Source organism: Nocardia sp. NPDC059240 (assembly GCF_042753865.1).
Taxonomy (GTDB): Bacteria; Actinomycetota; Actinomycetes; order Mycobacteriales; family Mycobacteriaceae; genus Nocardia.
Genome location: NZ_JBHZAC010000010.1, coordinates 151,435 through 170,188, shown reverse-complemented (window position 1 = coordinate 170,188; position 18,754 = coordinate 151,435). Strand labels below are relative to the sequence as shown.

Sequence of the window (18,754 nt, the reverse complement as noted above, 5' to 3'; positions counted from 1 at the left end):
CGATGAGCAGCGCTGGGATCAGCTACCGGGTGGTGTCCGAACCGGTACTGCGCGAACAGGCCGAGCAGCGGCTCCGGCTGCTGTCGGCCCGCGTGGGACGCATGTCGCAGCGATGCGTCGCGGCCGGGCTGCCCGCCCTCGCGAGCGCCGACCCACGCTCACTGTCGAACTCGGCGGCGATCAGCGCGGAATGCGCACGACTGGAAAGCTTGCTCGGCGACACCGAGCCGGCGGTGCAGGCGGCGCAGATTCGTCGGCGGGCCCAGCAGATCGATCGAGATCTCGCCGCGACGCTGGCCGACCTGAGCCGCAGGGAGAACTCCGCCGCTCACTCTCGGAGTCAGCGCGCCGAGACCACGATGGACGCTGTCGTCGCCGACCGGCGGCAACGGCTGGCGGCACGGGTGGAACGCCTGCTCGCCACCCTGCTCGAACCGTCCTCCGAGCTGCAGCAGGCCGGGATAGCCGTGTGCGGCAGCGCCGATCCGGCCCGAGGCGAACTGCTGCTGAGCGGTCTCGACTCCCGCATCGCTGCGGCCAACGCCGCCACCCGACAGCTGCGCGAGGGACGCGAACTGCTGGCCGAACTTCGCGACGCCGCAACGGAACTCGGCGACAACGGCGGCGCCGCCGCCATGCTGGACCGTGCCGAGCAGACCCTCGATCGGGCCGGTGACGCCGGCGAGGATCTGCGGCGGGCACGCGAGCTCATCGAATCCCGGTCGGTGCTCGAGAACAACGCCCGACAGCGCCGTTTCGTGCTGACCGCCGTCGAGGAGGCACTGGCCGAAATGGGTTATGCCGCAACGCCGGTCGCCATGGACACCGCCGGATCGATCGTGCTCGCCGCACCGGGCTCGACGATCCTGGGAGTGCGGGCCCGAATCGTCGACGGCGAGATCGATATCCGCACCGTGCGAACCACCGCCGCGGCGGCACAGGACACGACCGCGGCGGAGTCGGCGATCTGCGCGGACCTGCGCGGACTGCCGGACGGTTTGCGCGCGCGAGGTGTGCTGCCCGAGCGGGTCCGGTATTCCGCCGCCGGCCTGGTGACCGTCCAGACGCTCGCCACCGAACACCTGGCTGCGGATGGGACCGCGCCGGGTGCCCGGGTGGCTCGAAAAGCCGTGCGAGAGGGGAGATCCGAAGCATGAGTTCGCCGTTCATCGATGCGCTGCCGGCGTGGCTGCGGGAAATCGACGTGGCGTTGGCCGCGAACCCGCAGATCATGGTGACGGGGGCATTGCGCGACCTGGTCCTGCTTCCCACGGTGGGCGGTGCGGCGAGCCGGTTGGTGACCGTGCCGGAAGCGCTGCGGATGCTACTGGCCGAGGCCGGGCACCGATCGGTGATCGTCGTCGATCCGGTGCACGGGGCGAGCGTGCTGATGGACACCGACGGCGTGGCGGCCGGCCTGATCCGGGCGGCGCAGCCGGGCAATGCGGCGGCGGCCGCGGGGCCGCTGCGCCTGCTGCCGCGTTTGCTGCACGAGGTCGTGCACTCCGACCGCCCGTGCTGCCTGATCCTCGACTCGGCGTCCCGGTTCGTCCCGGCCGCCGATTTCGCCGATCCCGAACTGCACCGGATGCTGGTCACCGCCGAACGGCTGATGGCCGTCGCACCGCGCCGCCAGGTCGCCGGGCCGCATCTGACCTCGCTCTACAACACCGTGTTCTGGTTGCTGGACGGCGAGAACGATCTCCCGCACTGGATGGTCGGCGGCCAACTGGCCCGGGTGATCTCCATCCCGGCGCCCGGGCTGGCCCAACGCCGTGCCGTGGTCTCGCTGCTGGTCTCCTCGCTCCCCGAAGCGCCCGAGGATGATTCGGCGGAATTCCACACCCTCGTCGACCGCTATGCCGCGCAAACCAGCGGACTCACCCTGCGCTCCATCATGGAGGTCAACCGGCTGGCGATCGACCGGCGGATTCCGGCGGCCCGGATCGAGGACGCGGTGCGCACCTTCCGGGTCGGCATTCCCGACAACCCCTGGCAGGATCCCGCGCTGCGCGAGCGCATCGGGTCGGGCGCGCGACTGCTGGGTTCGAAGGTGCTCGGACAGCCGGTGGCGGTACGGAAGTCGGTGGACATCCTGATTCGCTCGGCCATGGGACTCAGCGGCGCGCACACCGCCGGAGTCGCGACGCGCCCGCAAGGTGTGTTGTTCTTCGCGGGCCCCACGGGCGTGGGCAAGACCGAATTGGCCAAGGCCATCGCGGAACTGGTCTTCGGGCGTGCCGACGCGTTCGTCCGCTTCGACATGAGCGAGTTCTCCGCCGAGCACAACGAGGCCCGGCTGATCGGCGCGCCACCGGGCTACTCCGGCCACCACAGCGGCGGCGAGCTGACGAATGCGGTACGGCAGCAACCCTTCCGGCTGATCCTCTTCGACGAGATCGAGAAGGCCGCGCCGCGCATTCTGGACAAGTTCCTGCAGATCCTCGGCGACGGCCGGCTCACCGATGGCAGCGGCTCGACGGTCTACTTCTCCGAGACGCTGATCGTGTTCACCTCGAATCTGGGCGTCTATCGCACCGACGACAGCGGCCGCCGGGTGCCGGTGGTGGCGCGCGGAACACCGTACGGCACCGTCGAATCGACGATCCGGGCCGCGATCGGGGAGTTCTTCACCAAGGAGATCGGCCGACCGGAGCTGTTGCGCCGCATCGGCGAGGACGTCGTCGTGTTCGACTTCATCTCCGAAGAGACCGCGGCGGAGCTGGTTCCGCTGTTCGTGGGCAATGTCGTGGCACGGGTCCGGGCGGGCACCGGTATCACGGTGACCATCGAGGAGACGGTCCACAAGCAACTGCTCGACATCGCGTTGACCCGCCTCGACTTCGGCGGCGGCGGAGTGGCCGCCACCGTGGAGGCGATGCTGGTGAATCCGCTGGCGCGCGCCCTGTTCGAACTGCCGGCGGGCACCCGTGCCACGACCGTGGTGGGCCTGACGGAATCCGGAGAAGGCTGGACGGTGATGCTGGGATGACGCCCCCGTCGATGCTGTTGTCGCGCTTGCACTATCCGGTCGGCAATCTCGGCTACGGAGTGCGCGCGGGCGTGTGGTTCCAGGGCTGCACCGTCGGATGCCGGGGCTGCCTGGCCCGTGATACCTGGCCGGCGGACGAGCGCACCCGGTGCGATGTGGAGCGGGTGCTGTCCTGGCTGCGCGGTATCGACGGCCCGCTGGACGGCGTGACCGTCTCCGGGGGTGAGCCGACCGATCAGCCGACGGCATTGCGGGCACTGCTGGAGGGGATCCGACGCACGGATCATCCCCTGCCCCTGGACATTCTGCTGTACTCCGGCCGGTCCCGGCAGCGGCTCGAGGAACGCTTCGACTGGCTGACCGGCCTGGTCGATGTCCTGGTCAGCGAACCCTTCGTCGCGGCCCGCGCCGGTGCCGACGCCCTGCGCGGCTCCTCGAATCAGCGTGTGCACGTGCTCAGCGAGCTCGGCGCACAGCGCTACCACGAGGCGGCGCTGCGGACGACCTTCGCCGCGCAGCGCCGCGAACTCGGTGTGCACGTGGACGGCGAATGCGTTCGGCTGGTGGGCATTCCGCTGCCCGGCGCGACAGATGCGCTGGGCCGGGCGCTGACCGCGCGCGGCGTCGAAGTCCGCGACGCCTCATGGCTGGCCTGACGGGAAGGGAGCCTCGCATGATGCCGCTATCGAACGCCTCCGACGACGATGGCATCGACTGCCCGAATTGCGGTCGGCGCGTGCCACACACGCTGCAATGCCGACTCTGCGGCGGGGACCTGATCGCGCCGCTACCGCCGTCACCGCCACCGCCGCCCGAACCCGATCGGCAGGAGCGGCCCGCCGCGGCGGTGGAGCTGGTGGTGAGCTCGGGCGCGCGGTTGCGCATCCTCGCCGGACAGACCATCGGCATCGGGCGTCACGAAGACTATGTCGCCGCAACGGTTTTCGGTACCTACACCAATGTCTCGCGACTGCACGGCAAGCTGCGCTACGACGGCGACCTCCTGTACGTCACCGATACCTCGATCAACGGAACCTTCGTGAACGACATGCGCATCCCACGGGACGAGGAACGGGCCGTTGGTCGCGACGACACGCTCAGACTCGCCGCCGATGTTCCCATCACCATCGAATGGGGGCCGTGATGCGACTGCGGATCAACGCGGTGTCCCACCGGGGCCACGCACGTGCACACAATGAGGACGCGCTGGGCTGGGGTGGCTGGTCGTTGCAGGGTGATACACCCGTCAGCGTGACCACCGACGTCGAGGTCACCGGACCCACCACCATTGTGGTGTGCGACGGTCTGGGCGGGCATGCCGGGGGCGCGACGGCCAGCCGGGTGGCCTGCGAAAGCCTCACCGCGCCGGACGCGATCGCGGACATCACCGACGGTGATCACCTGCGCGTCGTGATCGGCAAACTGCTGCAACAGATTTCGGATGGCCTCAACGATCTGGGTGAGCAGCGGCCGGAGTTGCACGCCATGGGCTGCACCGTCGTGGGCGTGACGGTGCTGCCCGACGCCTCGGTGCTGGTGTTCAATGTCGGCGATTCCCGGGCCTATCGGCTCGAGGGGAACTATCTGGCGCAGCTGTCGCTCGATCACCGTGCGCTGGGATCGAATCTGCTGCAGCAGGCGCTGGGCGCCGGGCGGCGAGTGCTCCTGGAACCCGCGTTCTTCGACTGCCGAATGCCGTCGGGGCCGGGGATCCTGCTGTGCACCGACGGCCTCGACGACTACGCCGACCCCGAGGCGATCGAACGCCTGATCCGCGCCGCGCCCGCCGAACTGCCGGTCCTGCTGCGGGATCTGGCGCTGGCGGGCGGCGGCGGCGACAACGTGACCGTGGTCCAGGTGCGCCGCTGTCCCGACAACGAAGGAATCGAACATGGCTGACCGCACACGGATGGATGGTCCTGACTCCGGCCGGACACCGGCCGGTGAAACCCGGATGGACGCCCGTGGCCGCGGTGCGCCGCAGACCCGGATGGACGCCGGCGTTGCGCCCGAGCCATCACACCCGGGTGTGGGGCCGCGCCCGCCCGCGCCCGAGACCCGGATCGACGGTGCGGCACCCGAACGATTCCAGCCGCTGCCCTCGACTCTCGCGGCGCGGTTCACCATGGAACGCAAGCTCGGGCAGGGCGGTGAGGCCACGGTGTGGCTGTGTCGGGCCACCAACGGCCACCCGTATGCGATCAAGCTCTTCCACAACGTGCCGGGATACCGTATCGACCTCGATTCGCCCGAGTACCGCGACAGCTTCCGTGACGAGTACACCGTCCACGTGTTCGAACGCGGCAGCGATAACGACATCCACTACGAGGTCATGGAGTTTTGCCGATTCGGTTCGCTCGGAAGCTTTCTCCTCGACCGTGATCCGGCGGGTTCCTCACACGACCTCGCAGTCGAGATCCTGCGACAGGTGGTGACGAAACTGCATGCCATCCAGCATCCGAACCACACCACACTCGTGCACGGCGATGTGAATCCACGCAATATTCTGGTGCGCACCGACACACCGTTGGAATTGGTCTTCGCCGACTTCGGGCTGCTGGTCGATCTTGCCGGCCGTTCGAAGATCACCAACATGGGCAATGGCACAGCCGCCTACAGCGCCCCCGGCGCGCCCCAGCGCTGGCGGGTCGAAGACGACTGGTGGAGCGTCGGAATGGTGATGCTGCGGGTTCTGATGGGGCACGGCTACTTCGAGGACGATCAGGGCACGCAGTTGCCCAACAGCGTCGTCGATGCCGAGCTGAACACCCGCGATATCTCCCTGACGGCGGTCGAGGCCCTGCCGATGCCATCGTTCCTCCGTGGTCGATGGACGCTGCTGCTGAGCGGGTTGCTGACCCGCGATCCCCAGTTGCGCTGGGGGTTCGACGAGGTCGAGGCCTGGCTGGCGGGTCAGTCTCCGGCGGTGCGCCGCGGCGACCCGACACCCGCTCTGACACCGGAATCGACCGCCGCATCGGAATCGACCGCGGGTCGGCGCGCTTCGACGCCCTTCGCCCTGCCCGGAGTCGGCACTTTTCACGACAGTGCCGAACTGGGCGTGGCGATGTCGACTCATCCCGAGGCGGCGGCCCGTGCGCTGACCGGCAGAGGTCGTGCGGCACTGCTGAATTGGCTCACCGACGATGTCCGCACGGGCAATTCGTATTCGGAGTTGAAGTCCTACGGGGACGGTTGGGGACCTGAAGAGCTCGCGACCTATTTCACGGCCAAACTGGCTCCCTCGGCAGCACTGACCTACCGCGGCTACCCCGTCGGCTCGGTGGCCGATCTGCGCAGTCTCGTGACCACCGATGGTGCCGGGGACACGATCGGCGTGCTGTACGAACGACAACTGCTGGGCAGCCTGGTCGGTGAGGACCGGCCGAATTACACCATCATCGACGCGGACTGGCACGACATTGTTCTGCACGCGGATGATCTGGGCCAACGGCACGGCTTCAATATCACGTTCGGCCATCAACCACAGCGCACGCATGTACTCCGTTACGCATTGCTACTGGCCGCGGGCGATGAATCGGTCGCCGATGCCTACGTCGCCGGTGTCCGCCGCCGACTGACGGATCCGAATCTGGCGCTCGCCAACGAGATCACCTGGTTCGCCGCGCTCCGGCAGGAGGCCCGACTCTGATGCCGCGCGACCGCTGCGTGGAGGATGCCGCGGGGGCCGGCCGGGTGACTGTGATATAGATGCTCGTTCGAACATCCGAACGAGAGGAGTCCACTGTGTGTCAACCTGTCCCCTGTGAGTCCTGTGGCAAGACCACCTGGGCCGGCTGCGGCGAGCACATCGCCGAGGTCAAGGCCGTGGTGCCTGCCGAGCAGTGGTGCGATGGGCCCGAGGCCCACGTCAAGCGATAGCTGCGCGGCCCCGTAGCGAGGCGAGGGCACCGGCTGCGAGCAGCGCGGTGCCCTCGACGGTGTGCACGATATTGCCGAAGGTGTCGACGGCCATCAGGTGCAGGACCTGGTCGCCGCCGAGGAATCCGAGGATCGCGACCAGCAGGTAGTAGGGCGCGAAAATCAGGGCGAACAACTCGGCCCGATTGCGGCGGGTGGCGAGGGCCAGTCCGGCGATGCCGCTGATGAGGTGGAACAGCGCGTGCCAGCCGTTCACGGTGACGGGGATGAAACCGAGGAATTGGATGGTGCAGGAACGCATTTCGCCGCCGAACGCCATATCGGGGTAGATGCCGAAGGCGATGATGCCGTTGGCGGTGAACCAGGCCCCGGCCAGGAACGCGAACAGTTGCAGCGGCGTCTCGAAGATCGCCGTGACGTAGCGCAGCGTGTAGGTGCGGAGAGTATCCAGCAGCACGGTGGTGGGCCCCCTTGTCGGTTCTAAGCCAGGTGTCCTAGAAATCGATGCGAGTATGTTCTAGGACTACTGTCTTAGTCAACCGCTGTGAGGGAGGTTCGGTGGCCCGCGACACTCGCATGCGCATGATTCGCCAGGCCGCGCTGCTGTTTCGTGCCCGGGGCTACGCCGCCACCGGTTTCCGCGAGATCGTGGAGCAGGCGGGCACCCATCGCGGTGTCATCTACCACCACTTCCCACGCGGCAAGGCCGAGCTGGCCGAGGAAGTCGTGCGCCTCGTGGACGGCGCCGCGGGCCCGGCCATCGAGGCGGTGTGCGCGAATCAGGATCCGGTCTCGGCCATGCGCGCCATCCTGGCGGCCGCGAAGATGGTGATGACCGGCGGCGGCTATCCGGCCGGGTGCCCGATCGCGGCGGTCGCCCTCGGCGCGGGCCCCGAGGACGCCGAATTGGTCACCGCCGCACGCGATGTCTTCCGCCGCTGGCAGGGCTTCTTCCGGGAGTGCTTGCAGCGCAATGGGATACCGGAACCCGATGCGACCAACCTGGCTACTCTGCTGATCGCGGGGTTGGAAGGTGCGTTAGTGCTGTGCCGTACCGAGGACAGTACCGAGCCCCTCGATCGGGTCGCAGACGGGCTCGAGCGGGCCTTGCGGACATAGTTCCGCAGTCCCCGGATCGTCGCCGGCAGCGGACAGGAAATCGTCGGTCCAGCGGGTGGTGAGTTGCTTCAATGCCGACACATTGGCCGATTGCGGCATGCCGCAAGCCAATTCGCCGACCATGTCGGAGCTCGCGCCTTCGGCGTCGGTGTGCTCGCCGAAGGGCAGACGAACCCCGAGGAAGCGTCGATGCAGCAGGGCCTGCAGCGCCGTGGTGCCGCTGCCGAAGTTATTGCACAGGCCGGGCGGGCCGGAGATGGTGAGGATCGGCAGCCCGGTCGGGTCGAGGTCGGTCAGGGCCGCGTCGGTGTTGTTGCCCAGGAAGGACTTCACCGGGTCGAGCAGGATCAATCCGCGCAGGTTCGGCCACGCATCCGGGTGGCCGGCGTGCAATCGGTGCGCGACGTATTCGACAGCCTCGGCTCCTGCCGAGTGGCCGATGAAGACCGCCGCCGGTGGGATCGCGGGTGGCGGGTGGCCGGTGCCCGCCGAGGCCGCGGCGAGGCTTGCGGCCAGGACGCTATCGGGATCGGTTGCCGTCGAGAACAGTTCGGCGATGTGATCCAGGAACGCGGTGTTGTCGCCCAGGTTCTGCAGCGTGCACCCGGCGGGATCGAAGAACGGCAGGCTCGGCGCGAAGACGAGATAGCCCGCGCCGGACAAGGTGTGGGCGAGGTCCGCGACCTTGCCGCCGTCGCGGGCGAACCCGTGCTGCAACCAGATCAGGGCACGCGGCGTCCCGTCCGGCAGATACCAGTCGGCGTTCTGGTGCAGGGTGGCCGCCGCGCACGGGATGTCGATCGAGCCGGGCAGACGCACGGAATCGGCTGCGGCGGTAGGCATGGCGACGGCGGGCAGCACGAGAACGGTGGCGGCGAGGGCCGTCAGTGCGGCGCTCAGGGTGAAGTGCATGCGTTCAGACTGGCGGACGGACCGGGTGCGGGTGGGCCGAACAGCACCGCTTCCATGAGGCGGATCACCCACTGGCGCGGGCAGATTCGCTCGGTGTCGCCGAACACGCGACCGTAGTCGACGACCAGCCCGAGGGCGGCGTGCACCAGAATGTGCCCGGCAGCGGTGGTGAGGCCGGGGCGGACCTGGGCCAGCAGACCCGCCCACTCGGCGACGACGAGGCGCTGGACCACGCGCAGGGTGGCGCGTTCGTCGTCGGGGACATGGCCGAATTCGGCGAAGTAGACGTAGATCAGTTCGCGTTCGTCGAAGGCTCCGGCCACGTACATGTCGACGAGCTTGGTCAATGCCTCTGCCGGAGTGCCGGATTCGGCGAGGGTCGGTCCGATGACGGCGGTCATGCGGTCGGCGGCGCGGCGGAAGGCGGCATTGAGCAGGTCGCCCTTGCCCCGGTAGTAGCGGTATACCGCCGACACAGAGGGCAGTCCCGCGGCGGCGGCGATGTCCTCGACGCCGACATTCGGGTAGCCGCGCTCGTAGAACAGCCGGACCGCATGCTGCAGCAGCAGTTCGTGTTTGAGCGTGTGCGGTATCTCCACGGCACGCGGGGGCGGTGACTGCGCCGAGACGGGGAGATCCGTTTCGACCAGTGCCCAGCAGGCCTGATTCAGCAGCACAGCAAGGGGTTTCGCGGCGAGGGCGACTCGATGGTCGCCGAGGCAGCTCACCGCGCTGAACACGCCGACGGCCCGGATCCGTCGCTCGTGCTCGGGCAACTCCGGTCGCACCGCCCCGATCAGTGCGCTCAGTTCGGTGAGGGCGGTGGCGAAATGCTCGTCCACCGTGCGCTTGTCGGGCTCTTCGAGGTAGCGATGCTCCCACCGCGCCAGTCCGACGGTGGTCCGGTTGAAGATGGTTTCGGCGATGATGCCGTCGATGGCGTAGCCGAGCCGTCGTCGTGCCGGCCAGTCGGCGGCCACCTCGGGCAGGCTCACCGCCGCCACCGTCACTTCGCCCAGCCGCAGCAGTTCCCCGGCGAAGAGCGCGTATTTGCTCGGGTAGTGCCGATAGAGCGCGGTGGAGCTGATGCCGAGCCGGGTCGCGATGTCCTCCATGCTGACCCGGTGATAGCCCAGCGCCGCGAATTCGGCCGCCGATACCGCGGCGATCTGTGCCCGCCGGTTCTTCGGGCGTCGGCGGACGGCCCGCGCACCCGGATCGGGGGCGGGCATGGCGGCGGGCGTCACTGCTGCGGCTGCTGCGCCAGCGGCGAATTCACCTTGTTCACCAGCCAGCGGTCGCCGGAGCGTTCGAGCCGCATCACCATCGACAGCTGACCGGGTGCGGGCTTGCCCTGCGTGCCCAGGCTGGTGATGGTCTGGCCGATCACCACGATGGCCTCGGCGGAATTGCGGTCGGCATTGCGGACCGCGCACTGCACATCGGTGGCCTTGGAGACCACCTGACCCTGGCTCAGCACCTCGCGCAAATCCTTGCTGGTGGAATCGAACTGCTTGCGCCAGTCCCCGGTCGCGCCATCGAGCACGGAGCTGAAATAGGCGTCGAGATTCTTGGCGTCGTAGGTCGCCAGTAGCGGAGCGTACTTGCAGGCGGCGGCCTGCGCCTGCTGCTGGGCGTCGAGCAGCTCCTTGGAGTGGGCGTCGTGCTGGTAGAACACGATGCTCGCACCGATCGACACCGCCAGCGCCAGCACACCCGCCGCACGCGCCACGATCCGGCCACGTCTGCCGAGGGCGGGCAGCGACCGGCGTGCGAGGAGTGACTTCCGGACGCGCGCAACAACTGTCGATCCATCGCTGCGTGGCGGCGTCGCGCCAGGGTCATCGGCCGTCGCCGTGTCGGGGGCAGCGTCGATGGTCGCGCGGTCGCGCTGGTCGTCGTGCGCTGACTCATCGGCGGGGGAACTACCTCCGGTGGGGATGAGGACAGCGGGAGCCTGGCTGCTGTCTAGAGCGGCGGGGACCGCGGCGGCAGAAGCTTCGGAGTCGTCCACGCCGGCGAGGACGGGGGCAGCGGCGGGTGAGCTGCCGACTGCTGGGTCGGTGGTGGCGGGGGTCTCGGTGATGTCTTCGTCAGCGGGCTGAATCGTGGTGTCGCTCAAGGGAAGTCTCCTGGGGTGCAGCGGCAGGGCTAGCGGGGGATGGGCTGGGACAGTTCGTTGCCGGTGGCCCCCGGCGGCGCGGTCGCCCCGTTGTCGGGCACGTCGGGCCGGGGCGCGTCGGCCGAACCGCGAATCTGCAGAGCCGGATTGGAGGTGACGCAGTAGTTGTAGAGGCGGACCCGGTTGTCGACCTGGATATCGGTGGGCACTACCGGGATGGTGTCGTAGTCGCAGCTCGGACGCGGCCACGGATCCACGAGGGTGTTGTAGGCCCCGTCGTGTGCGGGCACCCCGAGCGCTTGTGAGCCGATCCGCAAGGCCGGGAACAGTGCAGCGATCGCCGGCGCGCGCAGCTTGGCGGCCTTGGTGACGGCCACGAAGTTCGTCACCAGATTGGTGATGGGGTCCTGGGTTTCGGTGATGAAGCCGTTGAGCGTCTCCAGCTGGCCCGGTCCTTGCGCGAGCAGTTTGCGCAGTTCTTGGTCGGCGGAGGCGAATTGGTCGAACAGCACGCTGCCCGCCTTGGTGAGGGTGCCCAGGTCGGGTTGCGCGTGCTGGGTGGTGTCGGCGATGACCTCGAGATTCTCGAGCAGCTGCCGGGTCTGCGGCAGCAGTCCGTCCAGCCCGGACATGGCCCGGCTGATGCCGGAGATCATGTTGCGCAAGCGGTCCGGCCCTCCGGCGAGTGCCTTGTCGAGTTCGTCGATGATCACATTGAGCCGGTCGGGGTTCATGCCGCCGATGAGGTCGCTGAGGTTGGCGAACACCGCCTGGATCTGCACCGGGATGTTCGTGCGCGCCCGCTCGACCCGCGCGCCGTCGTGCAGGTAGGGCCCGGTGTCGGAGTCGGGCCGGAAGTCCAGGTATTGCTCCCCAGCGGCCGAGAGCCGCCCGACCGCGACGGTGCCGCCGACGGGAATGTGTGCGCTGTCGTCGATTTCGGCGACGGCCGCGACGCCGTCCCCGGCGACGTGCACGTCGGCGACCTTGCCGATGCGGCTGCCCCGGAAGGTGACGTCATTGCCGGGCAGCAGCCCGCCGGAAGACGTCAGCTCGACCGTCACCCGGTAGGTGTGCGGAATCGGGTTGAACCGCAGCACATACCCGCCGATGTATCCCGACCCGAGGACCAGCACCACGATCAGCCCGATATTCGCGATGGCGATGCGATGCCGCAGCACCCAGTGCCACAGTGGCGGATTCATCGATCTCCTCCCTGCTGGCCGGGCTGGGTGTCGGGTTGCTGCGGCGGACTGGTGACCCGCCCGAATACCTTCTCCAGCACCTGCGCCAGACTGCCGATGAACTGCCCCACATCCCCGAGCTCGGGCCAGCGACTGCCGCTGGGATCGGTGAGCGCGCCGACGCTCAGATACGACACGGTCGCCGCGACCGCCAGCGCCGGACCGCGCAGACTTGCCATGAGCGAGGGATAGATCTGGTGCAGCCCGTCGAGTGTTCCGGTGAGCTGATCACTCTGCGCGAACCCCGACATCAGCGCTTGAATGCTGTTGAACAGACCCACGAAGTCCCCGCCGGTGGTGGTGGCGAAGTCGCCGAGCGCGTCGGTGGTGGTGGCCACCTTGGCCAGCAGGTCCACGATCTGCTGATTGTTCTCGGTGAGCAGCCCGATGAGCGCGGGGAAGGTGTCGGCCGCCTGACCGAGTTCGGCCTTGCGCCGGGCCAACTCGCCCGAGAGCGAATTCATCCCGCCCAGCACCTGATCGATATCCCCGGTGCGGGCATTGAGCGCGCCGATGGCCGCGGTCATCTCGGTGATGAGATGCGACAGCTCCGGCGCGCGCCCCGCGAACATGGAGTCCAGCTGCCCGGTGATCTTGGCGGCCTGATTGATGCCACCACCGTTGAGCAGCAACGAGATCGACATCATCAGCTGCTCAACCGACGCGCCCGCCGCCGTGTGATCCACGCCGATGGTGTCGCCGTCGCGCAGCGGATCACCGGCGTCCTGCGCCGAGGGCAGTGTCATGGCCACGAACATGTCGCCGAGCGGGGTGCCCTGGCGCAGTTCGACGGTGGTGCCCTTGGGCAGCTGGATGTCCTGGCGGATCAACATCTGCACGTCGGCGAGGAAATTGGTCGTCTTGATCTTGGTGACCACGCCGATATCCGAGCCGCCGATCTTGACATGTGCGTGGTCGGGCAGATTCAGCGCGTCGGCGAAGGCCGCGTGCACGGTGTAACCGGGTGCGCCCAGACCGGGTTTGGGCATGGGCAGGGTGTCCACCGTGACCGCGCAGCCGCAGGTGGCCAGCAGGGTCGTGGCGGTGAGCAGGCCGCCGAGAGCCGTTGTGCGTAGTCTCATTTCAGGTTCGCGATTCCCAAGAGTGCTGCGGTGAGCCCGAAGTCGGGGCCGAAATCCTGCACCTTGCCGGTGCGGCAACCGTCCAGGCGCATGGCGATGCGCTGGCAGAAGGTCGAGAGGATCTCGCCGTCGAGCAGCGACTTGTCCAACAGTCCGTGCAGACGCAGGGCCTGATGTTCGACGCTGGTGGCATTGGCCAGGTTCTGGAACATGAGCGGGCCGACGTCCACGATCTCGGTGAGTCCGCGGGCATTGGCGCGCATCTGATCGGTGATGCCGACGAAGCGGGTCAGCGCCCCGGCCAGCTGATCCTTGTTCTGCCCCACCAGGGTCGACGTATTGGTAACGAAGTCGTCGAGCTGCTTCAACACCGCCTCGATCCCGGGGGCCTGCTCGCCCAGCAGGTTGACCAGGTCGGTGAGCCGCCCGCTGAAATCGCGCACGGTCTGGTCGTTGGAGGCGATCACCTGGGTGATGTCGTTGAGTTTGATGATGGTGTTGGAGATCTGGTCCTTGTTGGCGAAGGTGACCTCGAAGGCCGACGACAAGGCATCGAGGGTGTCGCGCAACTTGTCGCCATTGCCGTTGAGCAGCGGGAACAGCACCCGGCTGGCCATCGGCCCGGACTGGTTGTCGCCCTTGAGCGCCGCGCCGAGCTGGGAGAAAGTGGCCAGGATACGGTCGAGCTCGACCGGAACCCGGGTGTGCTCCAACGGAATATAGGCCCCGTCCTTCAGGGTCGGGCCGTCGCCGGTGTAGGCCGGTGCCAACTCCACGTGACGATTCGTGATGAGCTGTGGATTGACCAGCGCGGCAACGGCATCGACGGGAATCTTGACATCGCTGTCCAGCGACATGGTGACCTGGACGTAACTGCCCTTGGGTGTGACGGTTTCGACGGTGCCGATCGGAACACCCAGTACCGCAACATCATTGCCCGCGTACAAGCCCGCGACATTCTCGAAATCGGCGGTGATCTTCATCCGTGCGCCGAGATACTCCTTCGGCAGCGAGCTCAGCGAACCGGGCAGCATCCCGCACGCCGAGGTGAGCAGCAGCGCACCGCACACGGCGGCGAGTTTCAGTCTGCGAAATGTCATCACTTGCACCCCTGCACGGCCTGCGCGAGGCACAGCCAGTTGTCCGGGAACAGCCATGGCGCGTACACGTTTCCGTACGGGCCGTCGCCGAGCACATTGTTGAACTGCCGCAAGGTCACCGGCATGATCTGATACAGCTGGTCGAGGTTGCCCTTGTTCTTCTCCAGGCCCTGCGACATGGTGTTCAGGTCGGTGATGAGCGGTCCGAGCTGGTTGTTGTTCTCCAGACCCATCTGCTGCAGCAGGCTCGACAGCGAAGCGACATTGTCGAGCAGCTGCTTCAACAGCGTCTGCCGCTGCTGCACCGCGCTGCCGATCTGCTCGCCGCGAGTGAGCAGGAGCAACACACTGTTCTGATTGTCGGAGGCCAGCTGCGAGACGGTGTCCATGCCCTTGAGCAGCGTGTCCACCTCGTCGCGGCGATCATTGACGACCTTGGCCAGCGCACCCACGCTGTCGAGGGCCTGCACGGTCAGCTCGGGCGAGTTGCCCATCTGCTGATCCACCAGATCCAGTGCCTGCCTCAGCTTCTGCGGATCCAGCTGCTCGACGCGCTCGAAGGAGTTCTTGTACTGCGGATCCTGCACCACCTTGCCCAGGTTGTAGGGCACCGAGGTGTGATCCAGCTTGATCCGGTCCCCGGCCATCGACTTGCCTTTGCCGGGCGTCAGATCCACGTGCAGCCGGCCGAGGATGGTCGACATCTTGATCGCGGCGCGCGCCTCGTCGGTGAGCTTGACGTCGTCGTGCACCCGCATGTCCACCAGCACCTTGCCGTTGTCCAGCTTGACCGCGCTGACCTGCCCGACCTCGATGCCCGACACATCCACCGTCGCGCCCGGCCGTAGCCCGGCCGCCTGGGCGAACTCGGCGTGAATCGTCTTGTCGCCCAGCTGCGCCTGCTCGAGCACGCTGGATCCGATCAGCAGTGCCACCACGAATCCGGATGCGTACAAACCCAGCCGCAGCGGGCGGTTGCGCAGGAAGCCGGGGTAGCGAAGTCGCCGCGTCATCGGCACACCTCCGAATGGGATTGGCCGCCGATCTGATTGAACAGACCGGGCGGGAGCAGCACGCCCCACAGCGAGACGTCGAGGCTGCACAGGTAGGCATTGCCGTACGCGCCGTAACTGCTGAACCGCGCGACACCATTGAGGACGTCGGGCAATTCGACGGCCGCCTTGTCCAGGGACGCGCCGTTGAGCAGCAGCAGCGCGACACCGGCCGAGGCATCCGTTTGCGCGCGGGCGGCACCGGGTTTCACCGCGGCGATAATGTTCACCAGCGAATCCGTCGCCGTCGCAACGCGTTCCACCGACGACTTCAAGGTGGTGCCCTGCGAATACAGTGCCTCGGTCAGCGCCCGCGCCTGAGTGAGCAGCGTTTCCAGGTCATTGCTGCGATGCGCGAGCCCGGAGATCACGCTGGAGAGATTGCCGACCACCTGGCCCAGGATCTCGTCGCGCTGCCCGAACGTGCTCGCCAACTGCGCGGCCTGCGTCACCAGTGCGCTCAGCGATACCCCATTGCCTTGCAACGCTTGAATCAGCGTCTCCGACAACGAGTTCACCTGATCCGGCTGCAGGACGCTGAACAGCGGCTCGAATCCCGACAGCAGTGCGGAGACATCGAAGGACGGCTCGGTGCGTTCGATCGGAATCTGATCGCCCGCGGCCATCGGCGCACCGGCGTCCTTACCGGGCATCAGCGCGATATAGCGCTGCCCGATGAGGTTCTGATAGCGCACCAGCGCCTTGGTCGTGGTGGTCGGATGCTGGTCGTCCTGGATGCGGAAGTCCACCCGCGCTCGGTAATCGTCGGCGAAGGCGATCTTGTCGACCCGCCCGACGCGCACCCCGGCCATGCGGATGTCGTCGCCGACCCGCAGACCGAGGACGTCGGAGAACACCGCCGAATAGTTGTGCGTGCCGCCGGGCACCGAGCGCTGCAGCGTCGACCAGATGGTGTAGGTCAACACCACCGCCACCACGGCGAAGAGGCTGAAGCCCGCCAGGGCCTTTCCGGATTTCACGAGGCGCCTCCGTCGGCGGGAACCAGGGAGCCGCCCGCCAGGATGGGCGTGAGCAGCAGCACCTGCGCCGCATTCGGCTTGCCGCCGACCAATGCCGCGATGGCGTCGGTGCCGCGCAAACCGGCCGGAGTCGCCTCGGCCGCGGGCGGGGTGGTGCCCGTGGACGCGGGGGCGGTGAGGCCAGGGATCGCGGGGATTCCGGGGATCGCCGGGAGACCGGGAATCGCAGGCAGATTCGGCTGACCCGGGGATGCGACGACGGGCGCGGGACCGGCGGAGTCGAGCCACTTGGGTGTCAGCTGTTGCGGAAACTCCTGCACGGGAGCGGCTTGCGGCACGGTCGACCCGCCGCAGCGCGGTCCGGCCAGATCGCCGTAATGCGGGCAGTCCTGCGCCGTGTACTGCTGGAACGGCGTGAAGGTCACGTCCATCTTCCAGACCATCTGCTTCTTGGGCCCGAAGGTGAACGTGCCCTGCAACCGTTGCAGCGCGGTATTGAGATTCGCGATGGCATAGGGAATCGCCTGCGGATCCTGGGCCAGGCTGCCGAAGAGCTGGTTGAGCCCCGAGACCAGGAACTTGCCGGAATCCGGATTGCGGGCGAACAAGCCGTTGACCGTGTCGACCGCACTGCCGCCGCTGGTGAGCAGGCTCATCAGCGCGGCCCGCTGCTCGGTCAGTGTCCGCGCGGTCGTCACCGACTTCGCCAGGGTCCCCACCAGATCCGGGGCAGACACGCTCAGCGCGGAAGCCGCGCGTCCCAGATTGCCGAGCAGATCACCGATTCCGTCGATGCCGCGCACCTCGGTGATCCAGTGATCCAGCCGCTCGATGGTGGAGCCGGGCACGCGCGCGGCCGGATCCAGGGCGGCCGACAGCGTGGACAGCACCCGCCCGAGCTTCTCGGGCTGAATATTGTTCAGTACGGTGCGCAGCACATTCAGCGTGGTCTGCAACTGTACGGTCGCGGCACTGGTGTCCTCGGGAATGGTTGCCCCGGCCCGCAGCCCCGCGCCGGTGGGCGTGGTGTCGACCAGTTCGACAGCAGTCACCCCGAAGATATTGTTGGGGATCACCCGGGCCGCCACCGTCGCCGGAATCGTCCCCGCCACTTGGGGTTTCAAGGCCAGCGCGGCCCGCTGCCGCTCACCCTTGGCCACCACCGTCACGTCCTCGACACGGCCGACGACCATGCCGCGGAACTTCACGTCGGCGTGCGCGGGCAGCCCGTCGCCGGTACTGGTGAGTTCCGCGGTCACCGCCACCTTGTCCTCGAAGCGGCCGTTGTAGCGCAGCATCAGCAGATACACCAGCAGCGTCACCGTGGCGATCAGCGCGAGTCCGGCCAGCGTGAGCTGCCGGGCCGTGGGGCCCCGCCCGCTGGGATCGAGAATCATCGAAACACCTATCCCGAGATGCGGAAGCCGGGGTCGATACCCCAGATCGCAAGGGTCAGAAAGAGATTGACGAAGACCATGACGACGATGACCATCTTGATGGCCCGCCCGGCCGCCACCCCGACGCCTTCGGGCCCGCCGGTGGCGACGTAGCCGTAATAGCACTGGATGAACGTCGAGATCATCACGAACACCATGACCTTGAGCAGCGACCAGAACACGTCCGGTCCCAGCAGGAACTGGAAGAAGTAGTGGTCGTAGGTCCCGGCGGTGGTGCCGCCGAGGAACAGCACCGACAGCTTGGTCGTCAGATACGCCGTGGCCAGGCCCACGCTGTAGAGCGGGATGATGGTCAGCGTGGAGGCGATCATACGGGTGCTGATCAGATACGGAAGCGGCCGGATGGCAATGGATTCCAGTGCGTCGATCTCCTCGGAGATGCGCATGGACCCCAGCTGCGCGGTGAACCGGCAGCCCGCCTGAATCGCGAACGCCAGGGTGGCGATGATCGGGGCGAGCTCGCGAGTGGTGGCGAACCCGGAGATGGCCCCGGTCAGCGGCGACATGGTCAGCAGGTTCAACGCCGTGAACGACTCCATGCCGACGGTGATGCCGCCGAACCCGCACAGTGCGATCACCACGCCGATGGTGCCGCCGCCCACCACCAGCGAGCCGTTGCCCCAGCCGACATCGGCGGTCAGGCGCAGCACCTCCTTGCGATAGTGCTTCAGCACGAACGGAATCGCGATCAGGGCCTGGAAGAAGGTGATGACCTGATGGCCCAGGCGCTGATTGGCCTGCACCGGCATCGAGACCACATTCGCGGCCATCCGCACCGGTTTGAGCGCCGGGGGCGTGTAGGTGGAGCCCAT

At 67.6% G+C, this 18,754-nt stretch carries 19 protein-coding genes; 8 read left to right on the top strand and 11 right to left on the bottom strand.

What is annotated here, in order from left to right; genetic code table 11:
* Positions 1-2 precede the first annotated feature (2 nt).
* The 7 genes from ACFXHA_RS32765 (at position 3) to ACFXHA_RS32735 (ending at position 6,874) form a co-directional block, all read left to right on the top strand.
* Positions 3-1,157 (top strand): hypothetical protein, encoded by a 1,155-nt coding sequence (locus ACFXHA_RS32765; RefSeq protein WP_379362990.1) that lies wholly within the window; start codon positions 3-5, stop codon positions 1,155-1,157.
* Entirely contained in the window at positions 1,154-2,992 is a 1,839-nt protein-coding gene (locus tag ACFXHA_RS32760; RefSeq protein WP_379362988.1) for an AAA family ATPase, read from the top strand. The genes ACFXHA_RS32765 and ACFXHA_RS32760 overlap by 4 nt, the downstream gene beginning before the upstream one ends.
* Positions 2,989-3,648 (top strand): 4Fe-4S cluster-binding domain-containing protein, encoded by a 660-nt coding sequence (locus ACFXHA_RS32755; protein WP_379362986.1) that lies wholly within the window; start codon positions 2,989-2,991, stop codon positions 3,646-3,648. The genes ACFXHA_RS32760 and ACFXHA_RS32755 overlap by 4 nt, the downstream gene beginning before the upstream one ends.
* 17 nt (positions 3,649-3,665) lie before the next feature.
* Positions 3,666-4,136 (top strand): FHA domain-containing protein, encoded by a 471-nt coding sequence (locus ACFXHA_RS32750; RefSeq protein ID WP_379362984.1) that lies wholly within the window; start codon positions 3,666-3,668, stop codon positions 4,134-4,136.
* On the top strand, positions 4,136-4,891 hold the full coding sequence (locus ACFXHA_RS32745) for a PP2C family protein-serine/threonine phosphatase (protein WP_379363451.1): 756 nt from the start codon (positions 4,136-4,138) through the stop codon (positions 4,889-4,891). Before ACFXHA_RS32750 ends, ACFXHA_RS32745 begins: the two co-directional genes overlap by 1 nt.
* Entirely contained in the window at positions 4,884-6,644 is a 1,761-nt protein-coding gene (locus ACFXHA_RS32740; RefSeq protein WP_379362982.1) for a serine/threonine protein kinase, read from the top strand. Before ACFXHA_RS32745 ends, ACFXHA_RS32740 begins: the two co-directional genes overlap by 8 nt.
* Positions 6,645-6,739: 95 nt before the next feature.
* Positions 6,740-6,874 (top strand): hypothetical protein, encoded by a 135-nt coding sequence (locus ACFXHA_RS32735; protein ID WP_379362980.1) that lies wholly within the window; start codon positions 6,740-6,742, stop codon positions 6,872-6,874.
* On the opposite strand, the gene ACFXHA_RS32730 is transcribed toward ACFXHA_RS32735, so the two are convergent.
* On the bottom strand, positions 6,864-7,331 hold the full coding sequence (locus ACFXHA_RS32730; RefSeq protein ID WP_379362978.1) for a DUF4383 domain-containing protein: 468 nt from the start codon (positions 7,329-7,331) through the stop codon (positions 6,864-6,866). The genes ACFXHA_RS32735 and ACFXHA_RS32730 overlap by 11 nt on opposite strands.
* Positions 7,332-7,432: 101 nt before the next feature.
* On the opposite strand from ACFXHA_RS32730, the gene ACFXHA_RS32725 reads away from it, so the two are divergent.
* Entirely contained in the window at positions 7,433-7,993 is a 561-nt protein-coding gene (locus tag ACFXHA_RS32725; protein ID WP_379362976.1) for a TetR/AcrR family transcriptional regulator, read from the top strand.
* Here ACFXHA_RS32725 and ACFXHA_RS32720 read toward each other — a convergent pair.
* The 10 genes from ACFXHA_RS32720 to ACFXHA_RS32675 are packed head-to-tail and all read right to left on the bottom strand — an operon-like array spanning position 7,913 to position 18,754.
* Positions 7,913-8,905, bottom strand: coding sequence for a hypothetical protein (locus ACFXHA_RS32720; protein ID WP_379362974.1), 993 nt, complete (start codon positions 8,903-8,905; stop codon positions 7,913-7,915). The two genes, ACFXHA_RS32725 and ACFXHA_RS32720, sit on opposite strands and share 81 nt — an antisense overlap.
* Positions 8,890-10,152, bottom strand: a complete 1,263-nt coding sequence (locus tag ACFXHA_RS32715) for a TetR/AcrR family transcriptional regulator (protein ID WP_379362972.1) — start codon at positions 10,150-10,152, stop codon at positions 8,890-8,892. The genes ACFXHA_RS32720 and ACFXHA_RS32715 overlap by 16 nt, the downstream gene beginning before the upstream one ends.
* The gene (locus ACFXHA_RS32710; RefSeq protein WP_379362970.1) at positions 10,149-11,027 is read right to left on the bottom strand and encodes a hypothetical protein; all 879 of its coding nucleotides are present in this window, start codon (positions 11,025-11,027) and stop codon (positions 10,149-10,151) included. The genes ACFXHA_RS32715 and ACFXHA_RS32710 overlap by 4 nt, the downstream gene beginning before the upstream one ends.
* A 29-nt stretch (positions 11,028-11,056) precedes the next feature.
* A complete protein-coding gene (locus ACFXHA_RS32705) occupies positions 11,057-12,232 on the bottom strand; it encodes an MCE family protein (RefSeq protein WP_379362968.1) in 1,176 nt (391 codons plus the stop codon).
* Positions 12,229-13,353, bottom strand: a complete 1,125-nt coding sequence (locus ACFXHA_RS32700; RefSeq protein ID WP_379362966.1) for an MCE family protein — start codon at positions 13,351-13,353, stop codon at positions 12,229-12,231. The genes ACFXHA_RS32705 and ACFXHA_RS32700 overlap by 4 nt, the downstream gene beginning before the upstream one ends.
* Entirely contained in the window at positions 13,350-14,453 is a 1,104-nt protein-coding gene (locus ACFXHA_RS32695) for an MCE family protein (RefSeq protein ID WP_379362964.1), read from the bottom strand. Before ACFXHA_RS32695 ends, ACFXHA_RS32700 begins: the two co-directional genes overlap by 4 nt.
* Positions 14,453-15,466, bottom strand: coding sequence for an MlaD family protein (locus ACFXHA_RS32690; RefSeq protein ID WP_379362962.1), 1,014 nt, complete (start codon positions 15,464-15,466; stop codon positions 14,453-14,455). Before ACFXHA_RS32690 ends, ACFXHA_RS32695 begins: the two co-directional genes overlap by 1 nt.
* The gene (locus ACFXHA_RS32685; RefSeq protein ID WP_379362960.1) at positions 15,463-16,485 is read right to left on the bottom strand and encodes an MCE family protein; all 1,023 of its coding nucleotides are present in this window, start codon (positions 16,483-16,485) and stop codon (positions 15,463-15,465) included. Before ACFXHA_RS32685 ends, ACFXHA_RS32690 begins: the two co-directional genes overlap by 4 nt.
* The gene (locus ACFXHA_RS32680; RefSeq protein WP_379362958.1) at positions 16,482-17,882 is read right to left on the bottom strand and encodes an MCE family protein; all 1,401 of its coding nucleotides are present in this window, start codon (positions 17,880-17,882) and stop codon (positions 16,482-16,484) included. The genes ACFXHA_RS32685 and ACFXHA_RS32680 overlap by 4 nt, the downstream gene beginning before the upstream one ends.
* An 8-nt stretch (positions 17,883-17,890) precedes the next feature.
* Complete coding sequence (locus tag ACFXHA_RS32675) at positions 17,891-18,754, bottom strand: ABC transporter permease (RefSeq protein WP_379362956.1); 864 nt, start codon at positions 18,752-18,754, stop codon at positions 17,891-17,893.